At 66.3% G+C, this 21,105-nt stretch carries 18 protein-coding genes; 11 read left to right on the top strand and 7 right to left on the bottom strand.

The window, feature by feature from the left end; translation table 11 throughout:
* Positions 1–86 precede the first annotated feature (86 nt).
* Positions 87–1,064 carry a malate dehydrogenase gene (locus tag WDO72_09685; protein ID MEJ0085943.1) on the top strand — a complete coding sequence of 326 codons (978 nt, stop codon included), beginning with the start codon at positions 87–89 and terminating at the stop codon, positions 1,062–1,064.
* On the opposite strand, the gene WDO72_09690 is transcribed toward WDO72_09685, so the two are convergent.
* On the bottom strand, positions 1,048–1,818 hold the full coding sequence (locus WDO72_09690) for a class I SAM-dependent methyltransferase (GenBank protein ID MEJ0085944.1): 771 nt from the start codon (positions 1,816–1,818) through the stop codon (positions 1,048–1,050). The two genes, WDO72_09685 and WDO72_09690, sit on opposite strands and share 17 nt — an antisense overlap.
* 9 nt (positions 1,819–1,827) lie before the next feature.
* The gene (locus WDO72_09695; protein MEJ0085945.1) at positions 1,828–2,265 is read right to left on the bottom strand and encodes a DoxX family protein; all 438 of its coding nucleotides are present in this window, start codon (positions 2,263–2,265) and stop codon (positions 1,828–1,830) included.
* Between the two features lie 93 nt (positions 2,266–2,358).
* On the opposite strand from WDO72_09695, the gene WDO72_09700 reads away from it, so the two are divergent.
* The 7 genes from WDO72_09700 (at position 2,359) to WDO72_09730 (ending at position 11,277) form a co-directional block, all read left to right on the top strand.
* Positions 2,359–3,270, top strand: coding sequence for a LysR family transcriptional regulator (locus WDO72_09700; protein ID MEJ0085946.1), 912 nt, complete (start codon positions 2,359–2,361; stop codon positions 3,268–3,270).
* Between the two features lie 72 nt (positions 3,271–3,342).
* Positions 3,343–5,904, top strand: coding sequence for an acyl-CoA dehydrogenase (locus WDO72_09705; protein MEJ0085947.1), 2,562 nt, complete (start codon positions 3,343–3,345; stop codon positions 5,902–5,904).
* Between the two features lie 10 nt (positions 5,905–5,914).
* Complete coding sequence (locus WDO72_09710) at positions 5,915–7,039, top strand: DUF3667 domain-containing protein (protein MEJ0085948.1); 1,125 nt, start codon at positions 5,915–5,917, stop codon at positions 7,037–7,039.
* A 25-nt stretch (positions 7,040–7,064) separates the two neighbouring features.
* Positions 7,065–7,496: a DUF4399 domain-containing protein gene (locus WDO72_09715; protein ID MEJ0085949.1), complete on the top strand. Its 432-nt coding sequence runs from the start codon at positions 7,065–7,067 to the stop codon at positions 7,494–7,496.
* A 43-nt stretch (positions 7,497–7,539) separates the two neighbouring features.
* On the top strand, positions 7,540–8,814 hold the full coding sequence (dinB, locus tag WDO72_09720) for a DNA polymerase IV (GenBank protein ID MEJ0085950.1): 1,275 nt from the start codon (positions 7,540–7,542) through the stop codon (positions 8,812–8,814).
* Positions 8,815–8,933: 119 nt separating this feature from the next.
* Positions 8,934–10,529, top strand: coding sequence for an AAA family ATPase (locus WDO72_09725; protein ID MEJ0085951.1), 1,596 nt, complete (start codon positions 8,934–8,936; stop codon positions 10,527–10,529).
* 1 nt (position 10,530) lies between these two features.
* Entirely contained in the window at positions 10,531–11,277 is a 747-nt protein-coding gene (locus WDO72_09730) for a general secretion pathway protein GspB (protein ID MEJ0085952.1), read from the top strand.
* 73 nt (positions 11,278–11,350) lie between these two features.
* Here the strand turns inward: WDO72_09730 and WDO72_09735 are convergent, their stop codons facing one another.
* Genes WDO72_09735 through WDO72_09745 form a run of 3 tightly spaced genes read right to left on the bottom strand, consistent with a single transcriptional unit; the run spans position 11,351 to position 13,204 of the window.
* On the bottom strand, positions 11,351–11,779 hold the full coding sequence (locus WDO72_09735) for a rhodanese-like domain-containing protein (protein MEJ0085953.1): 429 nt from the start codon (positions 11,777–11,779) through the stop codon (positions 11,351–11,353).
* Between the two features lie 11 nt (positions 11,780–11,790).
* Complete coding sequence (locus tag WDO72_09740; GenBank protein ID MEJ0085954.1) at positions 11,791–12,270, bottom strand: GNAT family N-acetyltransferase; 480 nt, start codon at positions 12,268–12,270, stop codon at positions 11,791–11,793.
* Positions 12,271–12,274: 4 nt separating this feature from the next.
* On the bottom strand, positions 12,275–13,204 hold the full coding sequence (locus tag WDO72_09745) for a hypothetical protein (GenBank protein MEJ0085955.1): 930 nt from the start codon (positions 13,202–13,204) through the stop codon (positions 12,275–12,277).
* A gap of 226 nt (positions 13,205–13,430) precedes the next feature.
* On the opposite strand from WDO72_09745, the gene WDO72_09750 reads away from it, so the two are divergent.
* From WDO72_09750 to WDO72_09760, 3 genes are read left to right on the top strand one after another with little or no spacing between them, the layout of a single operon-like run.
* On the top strand, positions 13,431–15,575 hold the full coding sequence (locus WDO72_09750) for a TonB family protein (GenBank protein ID MEJ0085956.1): 2,145 nt from the start codon (positions 13,431–13,433) through the stop codon (positions 15,573–15,575).
* Between the two features lie 4 nt (positions 15,576–15,579).
* A complete protein-coding gene (locus tag WDO72_09755; protein ID MEJ0085957.1) occupies positions 15,580–17,232 on the top strand; it encodes a protein kinase in 1,653 nt (550 codons plus the stop codon).
* A 5-nt stretch (positions 17,233–17,237) separates the two neighbouring features.
* Positions 17,238–19,367 carry an ATP-binding protein gene (locus tag WDO72_09760; protein MEJ0085958.1) on the top strand — a complete coding sequence of 710 codons (2,130 nt, stop codon included), beginning with the start codon at positions 17,238–17,240 and terminating at the stop codon, positions 19,365–19,367.
* 10 nt (positions 19,368–19,377) lie between these two features.
* Here WDO72_09760 and WDO72_09765 read toward each other — a convergent pair whose 3' ends face one another.
* Positions 19,378–19,545 (bottom strand): hypothetical protein, encoded by a 168-nt coding sequence (locus WDO72_09765; GenBank protein ID MEJ0085959.1) that lies wholly within the window; start codon positions 19,543–19,545, stop codon positions 19,378–19,380.
* A gap of 202 nt (positions 19,546–19,747) precedes the next feature.
* Positions 19,748–21,049 carry an MFS transporter gene (locus WDO72_09770; protein ID MEJ0085960.1) on the bottom strand — a complete coding sequence of 434 codons (1,302 nt, stop codon included), beginning with the start codon at positions 21,047–21,049 and terminating at the stop codon, positions 19,748–19,750.
* Positions 21,050–21,105 lie beyond the last annotated feature (56 nt).

The following is a 21,105-nucleotide window of genomic DNA, read 5'->3' on the forward strand; positions in this document are numbered from 1 at the left end:
CGACCTGAAGGCAAGCGCACAAGCTCCCTGCTAGAATTCCGGCCCGCATTTTTCTGGCCTGTTCATAGCCGCCTGGGAGCCCTTCGATGAAACCCGCTGTCAATGTCGCCATCACCGGTGCCGCCGGCCAGATCGGTTATGCCCTGGCCTTCCGCGTTGCCTCCGGCCAGATGCTGGGTGCCGACACCCCGGTGAACCTGCATCTGCTCGAGGTCACGCCGGCGCTGCCACAGCTCGCGGGCGTGGTGATGGAGCTCAACGACTGCGCATTCCCCACGCTCAACAAGATCGTCGCCACCGACGACGCACGCGTCGCGTTCAAGGATTGCCAGGCCGCCCTGCTGGTCGGCGCGCGCCCGCGCGGCCCCGGCATGGAGCGCAAGGATCTGCTGATGGCCAACGCGCAGATCTTCTCCGCGCAGGGCAAGGCGATGAACGACGTCGCCGATCGCAACATCCGCGTGCTGGTGGTCGGCAACCCGGCCAATACCAACGCGATGATCGCGCGCGCCAACGCCAAGGACTTGAACCCGCGCAATTTCACCGCGATGACGCGCCTCGATCACAACCGCGCCGTCTCGCAGCTCGCCGAGAAAACCGGCAGCCACGTCACCAAGGTCCAGAAGATGCTCATCTGGGGCAACCACTCCGCGACGCAGTATCCGGATCTCAACTTCTGCACCGTCGATGGCAAGGCCGCGCATTCACTGGTCGACCGCAAGTGGTACGAAGAGACCTTCATTCCGACCGTGCAGCAGCGCGGCGCCGCCATCATCAAGGCGCGCGGCGCATCGTCGGCCGCCTCGGCGGCATCGGCCGCGATCGACCACATGCGCGACTGGCATCTCGGCACGGCCGCCGACAACTTCATCAGCATGGCCGTGCCGTCGGATGGCAGCTACGGCATCAAGGAAGGCGTGGTGTATTCGTATCCGGTCACCACCGCCAACGGCGACTACCAGATCGTGCAGGGTCTGGGCGTGGACGACTTCTCGCGCAAACGCATGGATGCCACCGACAAGGAACTGCGCGAAGAACGCGACGGGGTCAAGGAACTGATCTAGTCACCGGGCGCAGACGCCCGGCGCGTAATCCCAGCGGCATGTGCAGCGGCACGCTGACGCCGGCGCCGGGCCAGATGGCGCCCAACGATTCGGCCAGCATCGGCACCGGGTCTGCGCCCACCGCCTTGCGGTAACGCGCGGTGGCCGACCAGCTGCTCACGTAGCCGATCACCTGCTCGATTCTCCAGTCCAGGTTCAATCCGAACGGCGGCGCTTCGAGCTGCTCGAATGGAAACGGCAGCGTCGAGTAGTTTGACTCGATGTGGCGGCGCTCCGGCGGCCAGTACGGCCCGACCACGTCGCGATAGAAGTCGAGGAATCTGCGATCGAGTGCGGCGTCGGCGAATTTCGGCCGCGGGTAGTTCCACACCACGAGCAACGCGCCGGGACGCGCCACGCGCCGCGCCTCGGCGTAAAACGCCTCGACATCGAACCAATGCAGCGCCTGCGCCACGGTGACGAGATCGACGGAGGCGTCCGCCAGTCCGGAATTTTCGGCCGATGCGACGCTGTACCGCACGCGCGGATGCGGTTTCGCCGCGGCTATCTGCTCTGCGGCCACGTCCGTCGCGTACACAACCGCGAAGTGTCCGGCGAGCGCCGTGCTCGCCTGGCCGCTGCCGCAGCCGCAATCCCACACGGCGTTCAAAGACGCGGAAACGCGCGCGAGCCATGCGAACAACTCCGGTGGATAGCCGGGACGGAAGTTCGCGTACTCGCGCGCGACGCTGGTGAAAAGTTCGGCATTCGACATGCCGCCCTTTTACGCCTGCTGTGCAGCCGCGCCAAACACCTGGGAGCGGTTCGCGGCGACGTTGCGGGCAGCGAAATACTGCAGCGCGACGGCCACCGAGACCACGATCAGGAACAGCGGATATTCCCAGCCACCACCTGCGGCGCTGAACACCCAACCGTTGCCCGAGTGCACCCAGAAGGCGCCGCCGAGAACCGGCAGCAGTGCGAGCGCGGTCCAGCCGGTGGCGACGTTCGCCAGCAGCAATACTCCGCCGATGACTTCTGCGGCGATCACGACGTAAGCGGTGAACGACGGCAACCCGAGCGATGCGAAGTAACCCGCGGTACCGGCGAAGCCGAACGTGAAAACTTTCAGCACGATGCTGTGCGTCAGGTACATGACACCGAGCGATACGCGCAGCAACAGTGAGGCGGCGTCGCCACCCTTTCCGATCAATGCAGACATGACAATCTCCCGTTTCGATCGCGTGATTGCGATGGAGAGATGCTAGATGGGCGTGCTTGCAAAGCCATTAGCCGTATGGCAAACACACTTTGCATGGCTGCAAACGAAGAAAGCGCCCTTTCCGTCAGCGATCTGCCGCTGATTCTCGCGTTGTCGCGCGAAAAAACGCTGGCGGGAGCGGCCGAACGCCTCGACGTCGACCTGTCCACCGTGTTCCGCCGGCTCAACACGCTCGAGCGGCGGCTGCGCGTGCGGCTGTTCGACCGCTCGCCGCGCGGTTATCAGCTCACCGCGGCCGGCGAACGCGCGGCGGCCGGCGCCGAACGCGTCGAGACGGAACTGCTGGCGCTGGACCGGGACATCAGCGGGCGCGACCAGCAGCTCTCGGGTGTACTGCGCGTGACCGCCTCGGAGACGTTGTCGCATGCCGTCCTGCCGCGCCTGTTCGCGCAGTTCCACGCGGCGCACCCGCGCATCCAGCTGGTGTTGAGCATCGACAATCGCATGCTCGATCTCGGCCGGCGCGAGGCGGACATCGCGTTGCGGGTGCGGCGGCCCACCGACCCCGCCCTGTTCGGCCGCCGGCTGACCGGCGTCGCCTGGGCGTTGTACGGCGGACTGCAGCACGGCAATTTGCGGCGCGAAGGCGGCGCCTTCAATTTTTCGCGCGAGTCGGTCATCGGCTGGGAAGAGCCGTCGCGCATCGTCGCGGGCGACTGGATCGCGGCGCACGTGCCGTCGGACCGGATCTTCTATCGCAGCAACAGTCTCGTGAACCAGCTCATGGCCGTGCGTGCCGGCCTCGGCATCGCGCTGCTTCCTTGTTACCTCGCCGACGCGGATGACCGCATACGGCGCATCTGCGGGGTCCTGCCGGAGCCCGCGAGCGAGTTGTGGATCGTCACGCACAAGGACCTGCGCAACACCGCGCGCATCCGTGCGTTCCTCAGCGTCATCGGCGATGCGATCGCGGCCGCGCGGCGCTCATTCGAAGGCCAGGCATGAGCCCGCTGCGCGCGCGCTTCCCGCGGTGGAAATGGCTATAGTTTCGCAACTGCGAAACGAGGGGCTTCTTCTATGCTCGGCGCAATCCTGGTCATTCTTTCCCTGATCGCCGGCGCCGCCTATGTGGCGAAGGTTGGCACGGGTTTCACGCTGTTGTTCATCGGCGCCGTGGTCTTCATGGCTTACAAGCGGCTGCCTCTCATCGCGTTCACCGTCGTGTTCACGCTGCTGCTCGCTGGCTACACCTGGAACCCGTGGGTCACCCCCACCGGACTTTGGAAAGGTTTCCTGTGGGTGATGCTCGGCGCGTTGTGGCTGTTCAACGTGCGCCCGCTGCGCAAGGCGCTGATCACGCGCCCATTCATGCGCACCTACATGCGCCTGCTGCCGTCGATGTCGCAGACCGAGAAGGAAGCGCTCGAAGCCGGCACCGTGTGGTGGGACGGCGAGTTGTTCACCGGCAAACCCGACTTCGGCAAGTTGTTAGCCTCGAAGGCGCCGGTGCTGACCGCGGAAGAGCAGGCCTTCATCGACGGCCCGTGCGAGGAACTGTGCCGCATGTACGACGACTGGGACGTCACGCACAAACGCGGCGACATGCCGCCGAAGGTGTGGGACTACCTCAAGGGCAAGGGTTTCTTCGCGATGATCATCCCGAAGAAATACGGCGGGCTGGAATTTTCCGCGTATGCGCATTCCTGCGTGCTGGTGAAACTCGCGAGCCGCGCGGGACTGCTGGCCGCGACCACCGCCGTGCCCAATTCGCTCGGGCCCGCGGAGCTGCTCAACCACTATGGCACCGAGGAGCAGAAGAACCATTACCTGCCGCGCCTGGCGCGCGGCGAGGAAGTGCCGTGTTTCGCGCTGACACATCCGCGCGCCGGCTCCGACGCGGCCTCGTTGCCCGACACCGGCATCGTCTGCAAGGGGCTGTACCAGGGCAAGGAGATCGTCGGCCTGAAGCTCAACTTCTCCAAGCGCTACATCACGCTGGCGCCGATCGCCACGGTGGTCGGCCTCGCGTTCCGCCTCTATGACCCGGACAAGTTGTTAGGCAGCGAGAAATCGGACTACGGCATCACCTGCGCGCTGATCCCGCGCAATACGCCGGGACTCAACATCGGCCGCCGCCATTTTCCGCTCAACGTGCCGTTTCAGAACGGGCCGCTGTCCGGCAAGGACGTGTTCGTGCCGCTCGACGTGATCATCGGCGGCGTGAAGATGGCGGGCCAGGGCTGGCGCATGCTGGTCGAGCAGCTGTCCGTGGGCCGCTGCATCTCGCTGCCGTCGAACGCGACCGGCGGCGCGAAGGCCGGCGTGTTCGCTTCCGGCGCATACACACGCATCCGCCGCCAGTTCAACATGTCGGTGGGCAAGTTCGAGGGCGTCGAGGCCGTGCTCGCGCGCATGGTCGGCTACACCTACACGATGGACGCGGCGCGCTCCGTCACCGCGGGCGCCATCGATGGCGGCGAGAAGCCATCGGTGCCTTCGGCCATGCTCAAGTATCACGTCACGGAAATGGGGCGCCAGGTCGCCAACGACGCGATGGACGTACACGGCGGCAAGGGAATCCAGCTGGGGCCGCGCAACTATCTAGGCCGCAACTACCAGGTGATCCCCGTGGCGATCACGGTCGAGGGCGCGAACATCCTCACGCGCTCGCTCATCATCTTCGGTCAGGGCGCAATCCGCTGCCATCCGTTCGTGCTCAAGGAAATGAACGCGGCGCGTAATCCCGACCGCAAGCAGGGCGTCAACGACTTCGACGCCGCGTTGTTCGGCCACGTCGGTTTCACGATCAGCAACGCGGTGCGTTCGTTCGTGATGGCGCTGACCCACGCGCGTTTCACGCACGTACCCGATGTCGGTGAGACCAAGCGCTACTACCAGCACATCGTGCGCTTCTCGGCGTCGTTCGCCTTCGCCGTGGACGTCGCCATGCTCACGCTCGGCGGCTATCTCAAGAAGAAGGAAAACCTCTCGGCGCGGCTCGGAGACGTGTTGTCGGCGATGTATCTCGCCTCGATGGTGCTCAAACATCACGAGAACCAGGGCCGCCCGGCGGAAGACCTGCCCATCGTCGAGTGGGCCTGCCGCAACCAGCTCTACAAGGCACAGGATCAGCTGCACGACTTCCTGCGCAACTTCCCCAATCGGTTTCTCGGCGCGGTGATGCGCGTGCTGATCTTCCCGGGTGGCCGCGCGTATTCGGCGCCCAGCGACCGGCTCGGCCGCACGCTGGCCGACTCGGTTCTCAACGTCACCGAAGTGCGCGACCGGCTCTGCAAGTACGTGTACCGCACGCTCGAGCCGGGCAATCCGCTCGGGTTGCTGCAGGAAGCGCTGGTCATGGCGCAGACCGCCGAGCCGGTGGAAAAACGCATCCGCGTCGAAGGTGTGAAGACCGGCAAGGTCACGGCGCTCGACGTGCCGGGGCAGATCGCGCAGGCGCTGCAGCAGGGCATCGTCTCCGAACACGAGGCCGCCATGCTGCGCGACTACGATCGCAAGGTGATGGAGCTCATCAGCGTCGACGACTTCGAATCGCACGAGCTCGGCGCGCAGGCGGAAACGCCGCGCGAGCCGCTCGAAGTGGGCGATTTCCATCGCAATTCCGGCCAGGTCGCCTGAACCCGCGACGATGAATTCGCCACCCGTTCCGGTAGTTAGTCCGCCAGAACCGCCGCCGCCGCAGACCCTGGTGTGCACCAACTGCGGCGCGCCGCTCGCGGGCGAGTACTGCGCGCAGTGCGGCCAGCGGCACGAGCCGCACGTGCACACGGTCACGCATTTCGCCAGCGAAGCGTTCGAGAGCATCACACACGCGGATTCGCGCCTGTGGCGCACGCTCGTCTACCTGCTCACGCGGCCGGGCCTGCTGACGCGCGAGTTCCTCGACGGTCGGCGCGCGCGTTACCTGCCGCCATTCCGCCTGTACATCGTGATCAGCGTGGTGTTCTTCCTGGTCGGCATTCCCGACAAGGTGAACGTGAAACCCGAAAATCCGAGCGAGACGCTCGATTCGGCGACCTTGCTCGAGCAGGCGGAGCAGTTCGAGTCGCCCGACAACCCGTTGCCCGAGCTGATGCGCAAGCGCACCGCCGACTACCTTCGGAACGAAGCGGCCAAAGCCGCGGAACGCGAGGCAAAGGGAATCAAGCCATTGCCCGCCGCAGATTCCGCTCCCGCGAAGAACGCGGACGCTGCCGCGCCGGCGCACGAGGAAGGCGGCAAGACGAACCGCAACGTCAACGTGTCGTTCGGCGGACTCAACGATTTCTGCGAGTCGCTCAAGAAGCAGTCGGGTACCGACAGCGCGTTCCGCAGGAATCTGCGCGAGCGCTGCCAGCGCCTGGCGAGTGGTGACGGCAGCAGCCTCGGGGAGGTGGTCGTCCACAACGTGCCGCGTGCGATGTTCGTTTTCCTGCCGCTGCTGGCGCTGGTGATGAAGCTGCTGTACTGGCGGCCGAAGCGTTACTACGTCGAACACCTGCTGTTCCTGATCCACAATCACGCCTTCATCTTCCTGGCGGCGTCGCTGCTCATCCTCGTGGCGCGGGTGCCGTTCATGAGTCCGGTCGTGGGCTGGCTCGGCACCGCGGTGGGATTTTATTCGGTGTGGTACATCTACCGCGCCATGCGCAACGTCTATCGACAGGGACGCAGCCTCACGCTGGCGAAGTACTTCACACTGGGCGCCGCCTACCTCGTGACATCGGTCGCCATGTTGCTGCTCACCGTCATCTACAGCGCGTTGACGTTGTAGCCGACTCCAACCCGAGGAGATATCGATGAAATCCAAGTTGTTAGTTACGCTGGTCTGCAGCGGCGCCTTCGCGCTCGCAGCGTCCCTCGCGCAGGCGCGCGAGCCGTCGCCCGCGGGCGCCGAGGTGTACATCGTGTCGCCGAAGGATGGCGCGAAAGTGAAGAGCCCGGTGACGGTGGTGTTCGGCCTGAAGGGAATGGGCATCGCGCCCGCCGGAATCAAGTTCGACAACACCGGCCATCATCATCTGGTCATCGACGGCGACGCGCCCGCCGATCTGTCGCAGCCGATCCCCGCCAACGAGAAGAGCCTGCATTTCGGCAAGGGGCAGACGGAGACGTCGCTGACGCTCGCGCCGGGCAAACATACGTTGTTGCTGGTGTTCGGCGATTTCCTGCACGTGCCGCACGAGCCGGCGGTGATCTCGAAGAAGATCACCATCACCGTCGAAAAATAGCGGTCCGGAAACGTTCGTTCGATCCGGCGGCAAGCAACACGGCATGACCGCCCTGCGCGCCATCCTGCACGTCGACATGGATGCGTTCTACGCATCCGTGGAGCAGCGCGACGATCCACGCCTGCGGGGCCAGCCCGTGATCGTGGGCGGCACCAGCAACCGCGGCGTGGTAGCCGCGGCCAGTTACGAGGTGCGCAGATTCGGCGTGCGTTCGGCCATGCCGATCCGCGAGGCGCTGCGCCGCTGCCCGCACGCCATCTGCGTCAAGCCGCGCATGTCCGTGTATCGCGACGTGTCGCACGAAGTGTTCGCGATCTTTCACGACTACACGCCGATCGTCGAAGGCCTGTCGCTCGACGAGGCCTTCCTCGACGTCACCGCCAGCCTCGCGCTGAAGGGCGACGCGATCACGATCGCGCGCGGCATCAAGGACCGGATACGCGCCGTCACCCAGCTCGGCGCGTCGGTGGGCGTCGCGCCTAACAAACTGGTGGCCAAGATCGCCTCCGATCTCGAGAAGCCCGACGGCCTGACGGTGGTGCACGACGGCAACATGCGGGCGGTGCTCGATCCGCTGACCGTGCGCCGGCTGCCGGGACTCGGGCGGAAGTTGGGCGAACGCGTCGAGGCGGCCGGGCTGGCGACGTTCGGACAACTGCGCACCGCGCCCGACAGTGTCTTGTGGCCGATCTTCGGCCGCGACTCGCAGCGCATGCGCGAACGCGCGTCCGGCATCGACGATCGTCCGGTGATGTCCGAATGGGACGAGAAATCGATCAGCGCCGAGGAGACGTTTTTCAGCGATCTTGCGGATCACGCCAGGATGCAGGCCGAGGTGCTGCGGCTCGCCGATCGCGCCGGCCAGCGCATGCGTGCGCAGAATCTCGCCACCGGCTGCGTGCAGGTCAAGATCCGCCGCGCGGATTTCACCACCTTCACGCGGCAGAAACGCTTCGAGCCCTCGACCACCGATTCACGCACCATCGCCAAGATCGCCGCGGAGCTGCTCACCGCCTGGCTCGGCGAGCAGCCGCGTGCGCGCGTGCGGTTGTTAGGCGTGGGCGTCAATCACCTGCATGCGGCCGACCAGATGGATCTGTTTGCCGCGCCTTCGGCCGCAACGGCCGGGGCCTCGAACGCCACGGCCCTCGATGCCGCCGTGGACCTCATCCGCGAACGGTTCGGCAACTTCGCCGTGCGCCGCGGCAGCGCCCTGCCCGAGGCGCGTGGGGCCGATGAACCCGCGGAGGATATGTCCGAGGAAGCGCCCGGACGGCGGCGCAGTCGGACCTCGCCGACACCGCCTCCGCGGCGGTAATCAGGCCGCCGGCCGGCGCTTTGCCCGCCGATACCCCGGGCCGGAAAGCCCGTGTAATACTTCCCGCCCGTTTAACCCATGCGGCGTTTTCGCCAAGACCGCAGTCCCCACGACCAGCCATGTACGCCTCCTTTTTCGGCCTCAACGAGAAGCCCTTTTCGATCACGCCCGACCCGCGCTACCTGTTCCTCTCGGAACGGCACGCGGAGGCGCTGGCGCACCTCGTGTACGGCATCAACGAAGCGGGCGGGTTCATCCAGCTGACCGGCGAAGTCGGCACCGGCAAGACCACGGTAGTTCGATCGCTGCTCGCGCAGGCGCCCAAACACGCCGAGATCGCGCTGATCCTCAATCCGCGCATGACACCGGCGGAGTTCCTGCTGGCGATCTGCGAGGAACTGGGCATCGCCGTCGAGGCGCGCTCCGAAGGCAGCCTCAAGGACCTGGTCGATCTGCTGAGTTTCCACCTGCTCAAGGCGCACGCCGAGGGCAAACGCATCGTGCTGGTGGTCGACGAGGCGCAGAACCTGAGCGTCGAGGTGCTGGAGCAGGTCCGCCTGCTGACCAATCTCGAAACCGAAACCCAGAAGCTGCTGCAGATCATCCTGATCGGCCAGCCGGAGCTGCGCGAGTTGTTGGGCCGCACCGAGCTGCGGCAGCTCGCGCAACGCATCACCGGGCGTTATCACCTCGATCCGCTCTCGGGTGACGAAGCCGCCGCGTACGTGCGCCACCGGCTGCGCGTCGCCGGTGCGACGCGCGACGTGTTCTCGAACGGCGGCCTGCGCGAGATCCGGCGCCTCTCCGGCGGCGTGCCGCGGCTCATCAACATCATCAGCGATCGCGCCCTGCTCGGCGCGTTCACGGAAGACCGCCACCTGGTCAGCGCCAGCGTCGTGCGGCGCGCGGCCGGCGAGGTGTTCGGCCGCAGCGTGCAACCGCGCTGGTTGCCGTGGGCCGCGGGTTCCGCGGTCGGCGCGCTCGCGGTAGTTAGCGCCGTGCTGATCGTGCCGCGGTTGCTGACGCCGGCCGCGAGACCTGTGCCGGTGGCCGCGGCGCCCGCTCCCGCGCCGGCACCCAAACCCGCGCCCACGCTCGATGAGCTGCTCGCGCAGTACGATGCCGAGACCGATCCGGACAATGCGTTCAACAAACTGTTCGCACTCTGGAGCCTGCGTTACGTCGCGGGCCAGGTGGACCCCTGCAGCCAGGCGATCCAGTCCGGGCTCGAATGCCTCACGCAACGCGGCTCGCTGGCGCAGCTGCGGCTGTTCAACCGGCCGGCGGTGCTCAACGTGATCGGCTCCGACGGACGTGCCCATCAAGTAGTGCTTGCCGCCCTAGACGACGAACATGCCCAGGTCGATCTGGGCGGCGCGCAGCGTGAAATCGGCATCGGCGATCTGTCGCGCAGCTGGTTCGGCGACTACGTGCTGTTGTGGAAACCGGCCGCCGGCGGCTCGCAGCCGCTGGCACTTGGCGCGCGCAATACACGCGTGAAATGGCTGCGCGACAGCCTGCGGCGCGTGAGCGGCCTGCCGGCCGAGGAAGGCGGCAACGTGTTCGATCAATCGCTGGTCAACCTCGTCGAGGAATTCCAGCGCAAGAACCGCCTCGCGGTCGATGGCATCGCGGGCGTGCAAACCCAGGTAGCGCTCGATGCCGCCTTGAACGACACCGCCACGCCGTTCCTGCACGATTCGGCCGGGAGCTGACATGTCATTCATCCTCGACGCGCTCAAGAAATCCGAAACCGACCGTCAGCGGCAGTCCTCGCCCGCCTTGTTCGAAGTGAAGGTTGCGCAACCGCGTCGGCGGTTTCCTCTGTGGGCCGTCGGGCTCGGCGTGTTGTTAGGTGTCAACGTACTGGTGCTGGTGTGGGTGCTGTTGCGCGAGCCCCGGGCGGCCGCGGCGGCGGCCGAGCCGCTCGCGGCAAACAACGCCTCCGCGAACGGCGCCGTCACCAACAGTGCGCCGCCCGGCATGGTTACCGTGCCCGCGACCGTCACGATCCCCACGACGGTGAACATCCCGATCAATTCCGCGCCGTCGATCACGATGGGTGCGGGCAATCCGGAACCTGGCGTCGTCGCGCCGAGCAGCACGCCGCCGCTGGCCGAGGAGCCGCAGCTGTCGAGGCACGAGCCTTCGGTGCCGCCCGACTACGACTCGCGCGACTACGCGCCGGCCGTGAGCGTCACGCGCGCTAATGCCGCCGCCGCGCAACGCGCGGGCTCGATTCCGTCACGCGACGAAGTGCTCGCGCAGGGCGTGCAACTGCCGGATCTGCGGCTCGATCTGCACGTGTATGCCGTCGATCCCGCGCAGCGATTCGTGTTCGTCAACATGCGCAAACTGCGCGAGGGCGAGATGTTGCCCGAGGGCGTGCGCGTCGATCGCATCACCCCGACCGGCGCCGAGCTTTCCTACCGCGGCACCCGCTTTTCGATCGAAGGCAACTAAAAGGGGACATGCCTATTTAATTGAGAGGAAAAGGGGACCCCTTTTCCTCTCAATTAAATAGGCATGTCCCCTTTTAGTTGCCTTCGATCGGGCGGTGCTCGGCTTCCCAGGCCAGGTAGTCGCCCTGCAGGTGCAGTAGTTTGGTGAAGCCGGCCTGGCGCAGCGTTTCCTCGGCCAGCAGGGTGCGCCGGCCGCTGCGACAGTAGAGCACTATTTGCTTGTCGCGCAGATCGGCGAGCTCTGGGAGTTTCGATGACAGCAGATCGTGCGACACGTTGCGCGCGCCCGGCACATGGCCGGCGGCGAACTCCGCCGGCGTGCGCACGTCGAGCACCACGAGGTCCGCGTCTTTCTTTTCGAGGCGGTCGAGCAGCTCCGACTGGGTGATGGGTTGCGCGGCCTGCGCATTGGCCGCCGGTGGATCGGCAGCCATCGACGGCGCGGCCATACCCGCGCCACCGAGCGCGACCAGGCACATCAACGGAAGTACTTGTTTGTTCATGGTTTTCCCCTTCAATGTTCCGCCGCGAGTTTGGCGATCTCGGCGGGCGTGAGGCGATGGATGATCCACTCCTTCATCTGGCGCGCGTCGAGCGACTTGTAGAAACGCAGCGCCGGTTCGTTCCAGTCGAGCACCGCCCATTCCATGCGGCCGCAATCGCGTTCCTTCGCGATGCGCGCCAGCGCGCGCAGCAACGCCCGCCCGATGCCGTGTGCACGCTGCGCCGGCCGCACGAACAGGTCTTCCAGATAAAGACCCGCGCGGCCGACGAAAGTCGAAAAGTTGAAGAAGTACAGCGCGAAACCCGCGGCCTCTCCGTTCCACTCGGCGATCAACACGTGGATGACCGGCTGCGGCGAGTCGAGCTCGCGCAGGAAATCGGCGGCGGTGGCCTTGGCCTCCGGCAGCAGTTTTTCGTAATCGGCGAGCTCGCGCACCAGGCTCGCGATCGTCGCTGCATCGGCGCGGGTGGCGGGGCGAATATTCAGCATCCAACTACTCCGCGATGTACCAGCGCATGTCCTTGTCGCGTTCGAGCACGAAGCGCTCGTAAGGCAGCCCCTGTCCACTCACGTCGAAGACGGCGCGCGATCCACCGAGGTCATACTTGGGCGAGAGCTCCTGCACGATGCGTAGCGTGGTGATCATGGTTTCGCGCTGCCCTTCGTTGTTGTTGCATGCCGTGATCAAGGTCTTCTTCGCGCTGCGCGAGATGTACTTGTTGAAATTCGGGCTCATGTACTCGTTGTAGTACTCCTCGCAGTGACCGGCAGCGATGCTTGCCTCGGCACGCGCGAGCAGCTCGCTGATACCGGGCGCGAGCGGTACCGGCGCCGCGGGCGAAGCCGCGCCCGTGCCCGCGCTGCCAGCGGGCCCCGCCGCAGCCGCCGTGCGGCCTTCGAGCAGATCGTCGAGCTGCGCTTCGATTTCGCTGGGTACGACGGCACGCCACTGCGCGCCGTACTGCATCAGCGCGACAGTGACCGTCACCTTGACCGAGCCGCGTTCTTTGGGCGGCTCACCCTTGCCCACGAGGTACACGATCTTTCCGTCCGGCACCGCGGCCAGCCAGTCGAACTTTTCGTATTCGCGCGACCGCAGCCGCAGCCGGTCGGACAGCGCGGTATAGAAACGTACCGCGGTCATGCTTTCGAGGTCGGCGAGCGTGCGGCCGGGGCCGAACAAACGCGAGCGGTAGGTGTTGTCGCTGCGCAGGTTTTCCGCGCGCAGCAGCGTCAGCAGGCGGGTGCGCAGCTTCTCGACCTCGTCCGGGTGCAGTTCCTGGGCGATGGCCTGGGCGCTGCCGCTGGCCACGGCGGCCAGAAATGCCGCCGCACCCTTCTCTTGTGCACCGCTCGGGGCCGCGGCCTGGGCACCGGCGCCCGCCAGCGCGAGGAATACGAAACAGAAGGCTTTCAGGGCCATTTGGCACTCCATTCGCGAAACCGCGGCGGCGATCATAACCGGCCCGGAAAGCGCCGCATCAACTGTGAAAATCGTCTCGTTACGAGACATTGCCTGCGGGACGCAGTTCACGGATTACTTGCGCGCAGGGCCTTGGTGCGGCCTTCCCCGATAAACTTACATATCTTGTTAAAGTGCTTTCGCTCCCCTTGTTTTGCAGGTTTTCGAAGGTCGCGCCGCCCCCATCATGCTGCCGCAGACGGAATTCGAATCGCCCACGCTCGCTGGCGCCCATGCGCCCGTGGCGATCGCCGCGCTTACTCAAGATAGGGCGCTGATCGGGCTGTTGCGCAGCACGATCGATACCACTTCCGACCTCATCCTCGTCTCCTCCGAAGACGAACTGCGCCCGCATCTGAACAGCCGGCGCGTTTCGGTCGCGTTGTTAGACAGCATGTTCATCGAAAGCGATCTCGCCTCGCTGGCGGAACGGCTGCGCGAGACCTGGCCCGATCTGGTACTCGTGGTCGTGGGCACCGCCGAGGAACAATCGAAGGTGGCGAGCCAGATCACCACGGGTGTGGTGTATCGCTTCCTGCATCGCCCGGTGTCCGCGCCGCGCGTGCGCCTGTTCGTGGAAGCCGCGCTGCGCCGCCACGAAGTCGAGAACGTCGAACGCACGCTCGAACAGACGCGTCCCGATTTTTCCAGATTCGAGCCCGCGGCTCCCCGGCCGGAGGGCCGGAGCCGCACCGGGTTGTTAGGTGCGGTGGCCGCCGCGCTGATGGCCGTCGCCGCGGGCGGCTGGTATTTCCTTTCGTCGCGAGACGCGCATATCCCGGGCGGAGTCCCCGCGGTGTCGACGGTCCGCGAGTCCGGAGCCGGCCCGGCAGCCGCAGGATCCGTGCCGCAGATCGCGCCCGCGCCGCAGGCGCAGATCCCCGAAGAAACTCCCGTGATCGCCGCGCCCGCCGACACGCAGTCGGTGGCCGACCGGCTGCGCGACGCTCCGCCGGTCTCGCAACCCACGGAGCTGGCCGCAAGTGCTGCACCCGAGCAGAAATCCGCCGCGCGCGAACCGCTCGAAACCGCGCCGCAGACTCCGCCACCGCCGCCGGTACTGACGCACGAACAGCGCCTGGCGGCGCAGCTGGCGCAGGCCGAAGCGGCCTTGCAACGCGGCGAACTCGCCAAGCCCGCCGGCCGGAACGCGGTGGAGCTGTTCCAGGGCGCGCTCGAACTCGACCCCGCCAACACACTCGCCAAGGCAGGCCTCGTGCGTGTGGCGGATCGCCTGCTGAGCGCCGCCGAACGCGCGTTGACCGGCGGCAATCCTGAAGACGCGCGGACGATGGTGAGCATCGCCGAAACGCTCACGCCCGCCACGGCGCGCGGCGCCTTCCTCTCGATGCAGATCGAAATGGAACATGAACGCGCGGCGCTGACCCGCGTGAGTACTGCCGACGCGCAGGACAAGGCGGCCAAGGGCGCCACCTATCTGCGCCTGGCGAATACGCGCCTGCGCACCGGCGCGCTGATCGAACCTTCCGAGGACAACGCGCGCTTCTACCTGGAAGCCGCGCGCCAGATTGCTCCGGATGATCCGGCGCTGGAGGAGACGACCCGCGCGCTGCAAAAGGAACTGCTGACCCGCGCCGCGACGGCCGCCAACAGCGGCAATGCCGCCGACACCGAGCGCTGGCTGGCAAACGCCGATGGCGCCGGCGCCGGCCGCCAGGAAATGACCGCCATCCGCCGCCTGCTGCAGGACACGCTGATCGGTGCGCGTTCCGACCAGATCACGACGCTGACGCAGTCGTTCAACGGCGCACTCGCCGCGAACAACCTGCTGCAGCCCGCCAGCGGCAGCGCCAAGTCCTATCTACTGCAGCTCATCAACACCGACGCCGGCAATGCGGCGGTGGTGAGCGGGCGCCAGAGTCTCGGTGGCGCCTATCTGCGCGAGATGAAAGCCGCGCTGGCGCGCGCCGATCTGCCGGCCGCCGACGCCTGGCTGCTCGAAGCGCGCACCATCGGCTTCAGCAGCCCGGATCTCGATGGCGCCGAAGGTGATCTCACGGCCGCACGCGCCGCCGCCGCCCAGCAGAGCTCCGTGGTCGGCGCGAACTCGCTGGCGCGCATCGAATACGTGGCGCCCAAATTTCCTGCCGCGATGCGTAATCGCTCCCTGAATGGCTGGGTCGAGCTCGAATTCACCGTGCGCGCCGACGGCTCGACCGCGGACATCGTCGTCACCAACTCCAGCCCGCGCAAGGTATACGACTCCTCCGCGATCCACGCGATCGAACAGTGGCGGTACCAGCCGGTTTTGCTGAATGGCAAACCGGTCGAGCAGCGCGCCGCCGTGCGTATCAGGTTCTCGGAAGAATAAGAAAATGGAAGCGCCGCGCACACAACGGTTCCTGATCGTCGAAGACGACAACCAGTACGCCCAATGGCTGCAGCACTCGGTGAGCTCGGGCTGGCCGACCGCCTCCATCGTCATCATGGATTGGGCTTCGTTCGGCCGCGTGCGTACCGCGATGACGGTGCGCGACTACGACATCGTCATGCTGGCGCTGGACTTTCCGGAGGGGATCGAGGAAGCGCACGACAGCTTCGACTGGATCCGCAAGCTGCGCAGCCAGCCGGGTTTCCCGGAGATGATCATCCTGGCGGTCAACGGCAGCGAACTGTCCGCCATCCGCACCCTGCGGCTGGGCGCCGCCGACTATCTACCCAAGCGGCTGCTGACGCCGCCGCGCATCCAGCGCTCCATCAAGGTCACGTTGCGGGCCATCGACAAGGAGGCCCAGCGCCGCGCCGAACGCATGGCCCTCGCGGCCGGCAAGACAGACGACAAGTCCGCCACGCTGCCCGGGGCGCAGACGGGCGCAAGCCCGCACATCGCCACACACACCGGCGCGACGCTCGCGCAGGCCGCGCAGATGGCGGGCATACCGAAGCCCGCGGCCGCGCCGGCGCACATCGCCACGCACACGGACGCCAACCTCGCGCGTGCCGCGAAAGTGGCGCTCTCGTCCGTGCCGCCCGCCGTCACACCGGTTCCGGCGCCAGTGAAGACCAGCGTGAAAAACGATCCGGCAGCGCAGTCACTCCCTGCGATTGCGGTGTCGCAGCCGGTCGCAGTGAAAGAAGTCCGGCCGGTCGCGCCGGACAACCACCAGATTCCCGGCTACACGATCCTGCAGAAGATCGGCGAGTCGGAAGCGGCCGCCGTGTATCTCGCGATCGCGGAGGATCTCGGCCACAACGTCGCGCTCAAGATTTCGAAGCGCAAACACGCGGGCGAGGCGAACCCGAACGACACCGGCCAGCGTTCGATCATGTTCCAGCGCGAGTTCGAAGCCATCGCCGCGCTCGACCATCCGTCGATCATCGACCTGTTCGACTACGGCATCCACGACGGCGTCGAATACCTGGCGATGGAATATTTCCCCTGCGGCGACCTCAAGGCGCGCCTGCAGAACCCGCTGACCGCCGACGAAGCGATCGCCTTCCTCAAGGAGATCGCGCTGTCGCTGAAGGTGGTGCACGAGGCCGGGATCATCCACCGCGACCTCAAGCCGCCGAACGTGATGCTGCGTGACGACGGCAGCGTCGTGCTGATCGACTTCGGCCTCGCCCGCAGTTTGCTCGGCGGCGACGGCAGCACCCGCACCGGCGTGCTGCGCGGCTCTCCTTACTACATGAGTCCCGAGCAGGCGCAGGGCGAGACGCTCGACGCGCGCACCGATCTCTATAGCCTCGGTGTCATCCTTTATGAAATGCTCGCGGGCAAGAAACCTTATCTCGGCGCTTCCGCCATCGACGTGTTGCAGCAGCACGTGATGGCCCCGGTGCCGGAGTTACCCGTGCACCAGCTGGCCTATCAACCGCTGCTCGAGCGGCTCATGTCGAAATCGCGCGAACAGCGCATCGCGTCCTGCGATGAGCTGCTGACCGCGCTCGAACAGTTGGGACCCCCCATGAGCGACGGCGGCATCATCGACCCGGCCGCGCTGATCACCGCCGGTCGCGCGACCTGACCCTCATGGAATACATCAACTTTCCGATCGTGGCTTTGGGACTGGCGCTGATCACGCTGATCGGCGTAACCCTCTATGCGATCACGCAACGCGGCAGCATTCGCTCGCGCGACGAGCAGCTGGTCGTGGCGCGTGCGCAGTCGTACGCGATGCTCGAGCTGTCGCAGGCGGGCGTGTTGTTCCTCGATCGCGAGCACAAGCTCATGGGCGAGGCATCCTCGGTGGCGCCCGAGTTGCTGGGGCATACCTGCAGCGCGGGCACGGCGTTCGTGCAGGTGATCGCCGAGCTGGTTCCGGTCAACGTGCGCCGCGATGCGGTGGCCTATCTGGAATCGTTGTGGAAGGCCGAGCCCACCGCGGTCGTCGATGCGACGCTCAATCCGCTGGTCAAGGTGCACTCGGGCGCGCGTCATCTCACCATCCGCTTTTCCCGCCTGGTGGTCGACGGGCGCGTGCATCACATCATCGTTTCGATCGAGCGCATCTCGGCGCCGCGGGTCGTCCCGCAGACGATCGAAGTGCCGGTGCTCAACGAAGAAACTTTCGCGAAGCGCCTGGCGGGCGAGACCGGCGCGCGCCCGGCGCTGAAACCGTACGTACCCGACGAACTGATGGAGCCCGGTTCCGCGGAGCAGGCCGCCCCCGCGCCGTCGGAAATGAACGCGGGCCCCGTGGCCGCGCTGCCGGCGATGTCGGCCAGCGCCGCCGCCCCCACGCCGCTGGCGCAGCCCATGCTGACCGGCGAATTCGAGCTCGGTCCGCTCGACGTGACGGAAGATTCCCTGCCCTCCGTACCGCACGCGCGGTCCGATGCGCCGACCATGACGCTGCCGTCGCTGGCCCACATCACCATCGAAGGCACCGCCGCCAATTCGCGCTCGCTGCCGGCCTTCGATCCGCTGGACAGTGCGGCGGGCGGCCCCGAGATCGCGCCGCACCTCCTCACCACGATCACCGCGCCAGACGCGGAAACGGCGAAGTCCGGCAAGGCCGCCACGGCGCCGATCATCGATCCGCCGGATGCGCGGCTCAGCGAAGTGCTCAAGGAAATAATGCACGTCGACGCCGCCAGGCTGGAAAACTTCCTCGGCGAAGCGCGCGACAAGGCCGGCCAGCTGCGCGCCATCATCAAACTACCCGCGCGCGAGCCGCAGGCCTTCCGGGAAAAGCTGGTATTGATCCTCGAGTTGATCCGCGGCGTGCACGCACGCGCCCAGCGCCTGCCGCTGCCCTCGGTGTGCGAACGTGCGGAACGCTTCGAAGAGGCGCTCGGCAAGTTGCGCGACAAGCAGACCTTGTCCGGCAACGATTTCCTGCCGCTGGCCGTCAAGCTCGACGACCTTCTCAGCCATCTCGCCATCCAGGGCGAGGTCGTGGCGCGGCTGAGCGACTGGCACACGCAGAACGGCAACGGCGATCAGCCCGGCGTCGACGTCACGCAGCGTTCGGCCACGGCGACCGGCACCACGATCCGCCAGCCCGGCCTGCGCCAGGCCGCGATGCAGGGCGAAGGTGATACGAGCATCTCGCGGGCGCCGTCGGCGACGCAGAAAACGGCGCGCCTGTCGGATCTTTCGCAGGACAGCCTCGAGGAGATGGCGACATTCCTCGCGGACATGTATGCAAAACGCGTGTCGCTGGTGGTCGTGGGCCTGGAAGACGTGCCGCGTGGCTACCGCCGGACGGTGGAGAAAATCCTCGGCCAGCTCATCCACAACGCGATTCGCCATGGACTGGAAACGCCGCCCGATCGCGCCGTGCAGGACAAGCCCGAAATCGGCACCGTGGCCGTGCAGTTCACGCGCGCCGGTGCCGATGGTTATCAGTTGAGCGTGCAGGACGACGGCCGCGGACTCGATCACGACAAGATTCGCGCCGAAGCGGTACGCCAGGGCGTGCTCACCGCCGACGTCGCCGCCACCATGGACGTGCGCAAACTCGCGAGCCTCATCTTCCGCCCCGGCTTCACCACTGTCGGCGCGGGTGGTGCGCGCGGTATCGGAATGGACCTGGTGCGCGAGCTGGTGAGCAAGGCCGGAGGCCGCGTCGGTATCGCGACGAAGCCGGGCGAATACACGCGTTTCCGCATCACGCTGCCGCACGAGAAGAAGGCGACGAACGCCGCGGTGGCTTGAGCGCCCGGGCTCAGGCCCGCACCTGGTCCTGGTCGCCGGGCGTCAAGAGAAAGTAGAAGAAGAATGCCACGATCACCATCGTGGTCCAGAAACGCGACTCCAGCGTCTCGCTGGTGGCGGTCGCAGAATTCGCGCCATCGCGCTCCGGCACACCTCGGAAGGTAGATAGACTGCTCATGGCGCCTCGGTGGGTGTGAACGGAAATGCAAGCTGCGGTCCGGGCCGCCGCTGCACCGGGTCGGGGAGATGGTAGCGAATCACGCGAGCTGGCATGTCCAGCCGACGCCCGGGAAACGCAGGTGTTCCCATTCCCGAAAGGTCGCGGGCCCGTCCTATGGCGCGGGCGGAATCGTCCGACGCGCGTTACGGCTCGTGCGCGATTACGAGCCTTTTTCCTTCTCGTGCCGGCGCCCGAGCCACCAGCCGTTGAGCGCCCACAGGGCCGCAATTCCCGCGGTGAAGAACGCCTCGAGCGTACCGTTGAGGCCGATGGCCTCGAGAAATTTCTTGAGCTGCGCGAAGCCGGCGTCGGCGATGCGATAGACCGCGACGTCGATGAGGTTCTTGGCCTTGTACTTGCTCTCGCGGTCCACCTTGCTGAACAGCATCTCGCGGCCCGGGCGGATGAACGCGTATTCGCCCCAGCGGCGGATGACCATCGCCAGCGCCAGCACCACGAACGTGCCGCTGATCGCGAACACCGACAGCCCGAACACCATGATGATGGGCACGGTCACGAGCAACACGGTGAGCCCGAGGCGCGTCGCGATATATCCGGTGAGCGTCAGCTGCGACACGATGACCAGTGCCTGGACGATGGCGTCGAGATTCGCGAACACCTGCGTGCGTTTGGTGATCTCCTCGAACTGTTCTTCGACGAGCTGCAGCTGTTCGAAGTACAGGAAGGTATTGATCGCGGACACGCCGACGATGAACAGCATGATGCCGATGAGGTACGGGTTGCGCGCCACCAGCATGATGCCCGCGAAGGGATTGCCACCAAGTGCGCGGTCGCGCTCGGAGAGCTGCGGCGTTCCGGGCACGCCGTCCAGCGCGAGCTTGCGCCATTGCGCCATCAGCACCCGCTGCAGGAACACGGCCGCGACGAACATGACGGCGCCGAGATACAGGACGCCCGCGTTGCCGATCCGCGTGACGAACAGGCTGGTGAGCAGCGGCCCGACCAGCGCGCCGGCCGTGCCGCCGGCCGCAATGAGACCGAACAACCGCTTGGTCTGTTCGCTGGTGAGTATCTCCAGCATGAAGCTCCAGAACACCGAGACCAACATGAGGTTCATCACGCTGATGCCGACGTAGAACACCCGCGCCAGAGTGGCGTTCTTCGGGTCGGCGTCGAAGATCAGCGCGGTGCAGACGAACGCGGCGGCCATGAAGCCGTAGATCGTGGGCAGCAGGACCGAACGGCGGATGTGCGCCACGAGCCAGCCGTAGAACGGCACGATCAGGATCGCGAAGAATGCGGTGAAGATCCACAGGTTCTGGGTGGCCTCGCGGCCGAGGATGGTGCCGATGGTTTCGCGCACCGGCCGCACGGCGAAGTAGCCGCCGAGCACGCAGAACAACAACATGAATCCGGCGATGACGATGCGTCGCTCGGCACCACCCACGGGCAACCAGGGGTGCTTCTTGTTAGCACCGCCAGTGTCACTGCGTTCGTTCATGTCTTCTTCCGAGCGGGTTGGTATCAGGTGGGGGCTAAGTCGGTGCCGGGTGGGAC

The organism is Pseudomonadota bacterium, assembly GCA_037200975.1.
Taxonomy (GTDB): domain Bacteria; phylum Pseudomonadota; class Gammaproteobacteria; order Steroidobacterales; family Steroidobacteraceae; genus CADEED01.

What these genes read in the sequence shown, in the direction of transcription:
- WDO72_09735 (MEJ0085953.1), bottom strand. Translation starts at nt 11,779, where the DNA reads ATGAACAAACAAGTACTTCCGTTGATGTGCCTGGTCGCGCTCGGTGGC.
- WDO72_09715 (MEJ0085949.1), top strand. Translation starts at nt 7,065, where the DNA reads ATGAAATCCAAGTTGTTAGTTACGCTGGTCTGCAGCGGCGCCTTCGCG.
- WDO72_09725 (MEJ0085951.1), top strand. Translation starts at nt 8,934, where the DNA reads ATGTACGCCTCCTTTTTCGGCCTCAACGAGAAGCCCTTTTCGATCACG.
- WDO72_09710 (MEJ0085948.1), top strand. Translation starts at nt 5,915, where the DNA reads ATGAATTCGCCACCCGTTCCGGTAGTTAGTCCGCCAGAACCGCCGCCG.
- WDO72_09770 (MEJ0085960.1), bottom strand. Translation starts at nt 21,049, where the DNA reads ATGAACGAACGCAGTGACACTGGCGGTGCTAACAAGAAGCACCCCTGG.
- WDO72_09730 (MEJ0085952.1), top strand. Translation starts at nt 10,531, where the DNA reads ATGTCATTCATCCTCGACGCGCTCAAGAAATCCGAAACCGACCGTCAG.
- WDO72_09700 (MEJ0085946.1), top strand. Translation starts at nt 2,359, where the DNA reads ATGGCTGCAAACGAAGAAAGCGCCCTTTCCGTCAGCGATCTGCCGCTG.
- WDO72_09740 (MEJ0085954.1), bottom strand. Translation starts at nt 12,270, where the DNA reads ATGCTGAATATTCGCCCCGCCACCCGCGCCGATGCAGCGACGATCGCG.
- WDO72_09705 (MEJ0085947.1), top strand. Translation starts at nt 3,343, where the DNA reads ATGCTCGGCGCAATCCTGGTCATTCTTTCCCTGATCGCCGGCGCCGCC.
- WDO72_09760 (MEJ0085958.1), top strand. Translation starts at nt 17,238, where the DNA reads ATGGAATACATCAACTTTCCGATCGTGGCTTTGGGACTGGCGCTGATC.
- dinB (MEJ0085950.1), top strand. Translation starts at nt 7,540, where the DNA reads ATGACCGCCCTGCGCGCCATCCTGCACGTCGACATGGATGCGTTCTAC.
- WDO72_09745 (MEJ0085955.1), bottom strand. Translation starts at nt 13,204, where the DNA reads ATGGCCCTGAAAGCCTTCTGTTTCGTATTCCTCGCGCTGGCGGGCGCC.
- WDO72_09690 (MEJ0085944.1), bottom strand. Translation starts at nt 1,818, where the DNA reads ATGTCGAATGCCGAACTTTTCACCAGCGTCGCGCGCGAGTACGCGAAC.
- WDO72_09685 (MEJ0085943.1), top strand. Translation starts at nt 87, where the DNA reads ATGAAACCCGCTGTCAATGTCGCCATCACCGGTGCCGCCGGCCAGATC.
- WDO72_09750 (MEJ0085956.1), top strand. Translation starts at nt 13,431, where the DNA reads ATGCTGCCGCAGACGGAATTCGAATCGCCCACGCTCGCTGGCGCCCAT.
- WDO72_09765 (MEJ0085959.1), bottom strand. Translation starts at nt 19,545, where the DNA reads ATGAGCAGTCTATCTACCTTCCGAGGTGTGCCGGAGCGCGATGGCGCG.
- WDO72_09695 (MEJ0085945.1), bottom strand. Translation starts at nt 2,265, where the DNA reads ATGTCTGCATTGATCGGAAAGGGTGGCGACGCCGCCTCACTGTTGCTG.
- WDO72_09755 (MEJ0085957.1), top strand. Translation starts at nt 15,580, where the DNA reads ATGGAAGCGCCGCGCACACAACGGTTCCTGATCGTCGAAGACGACAAC.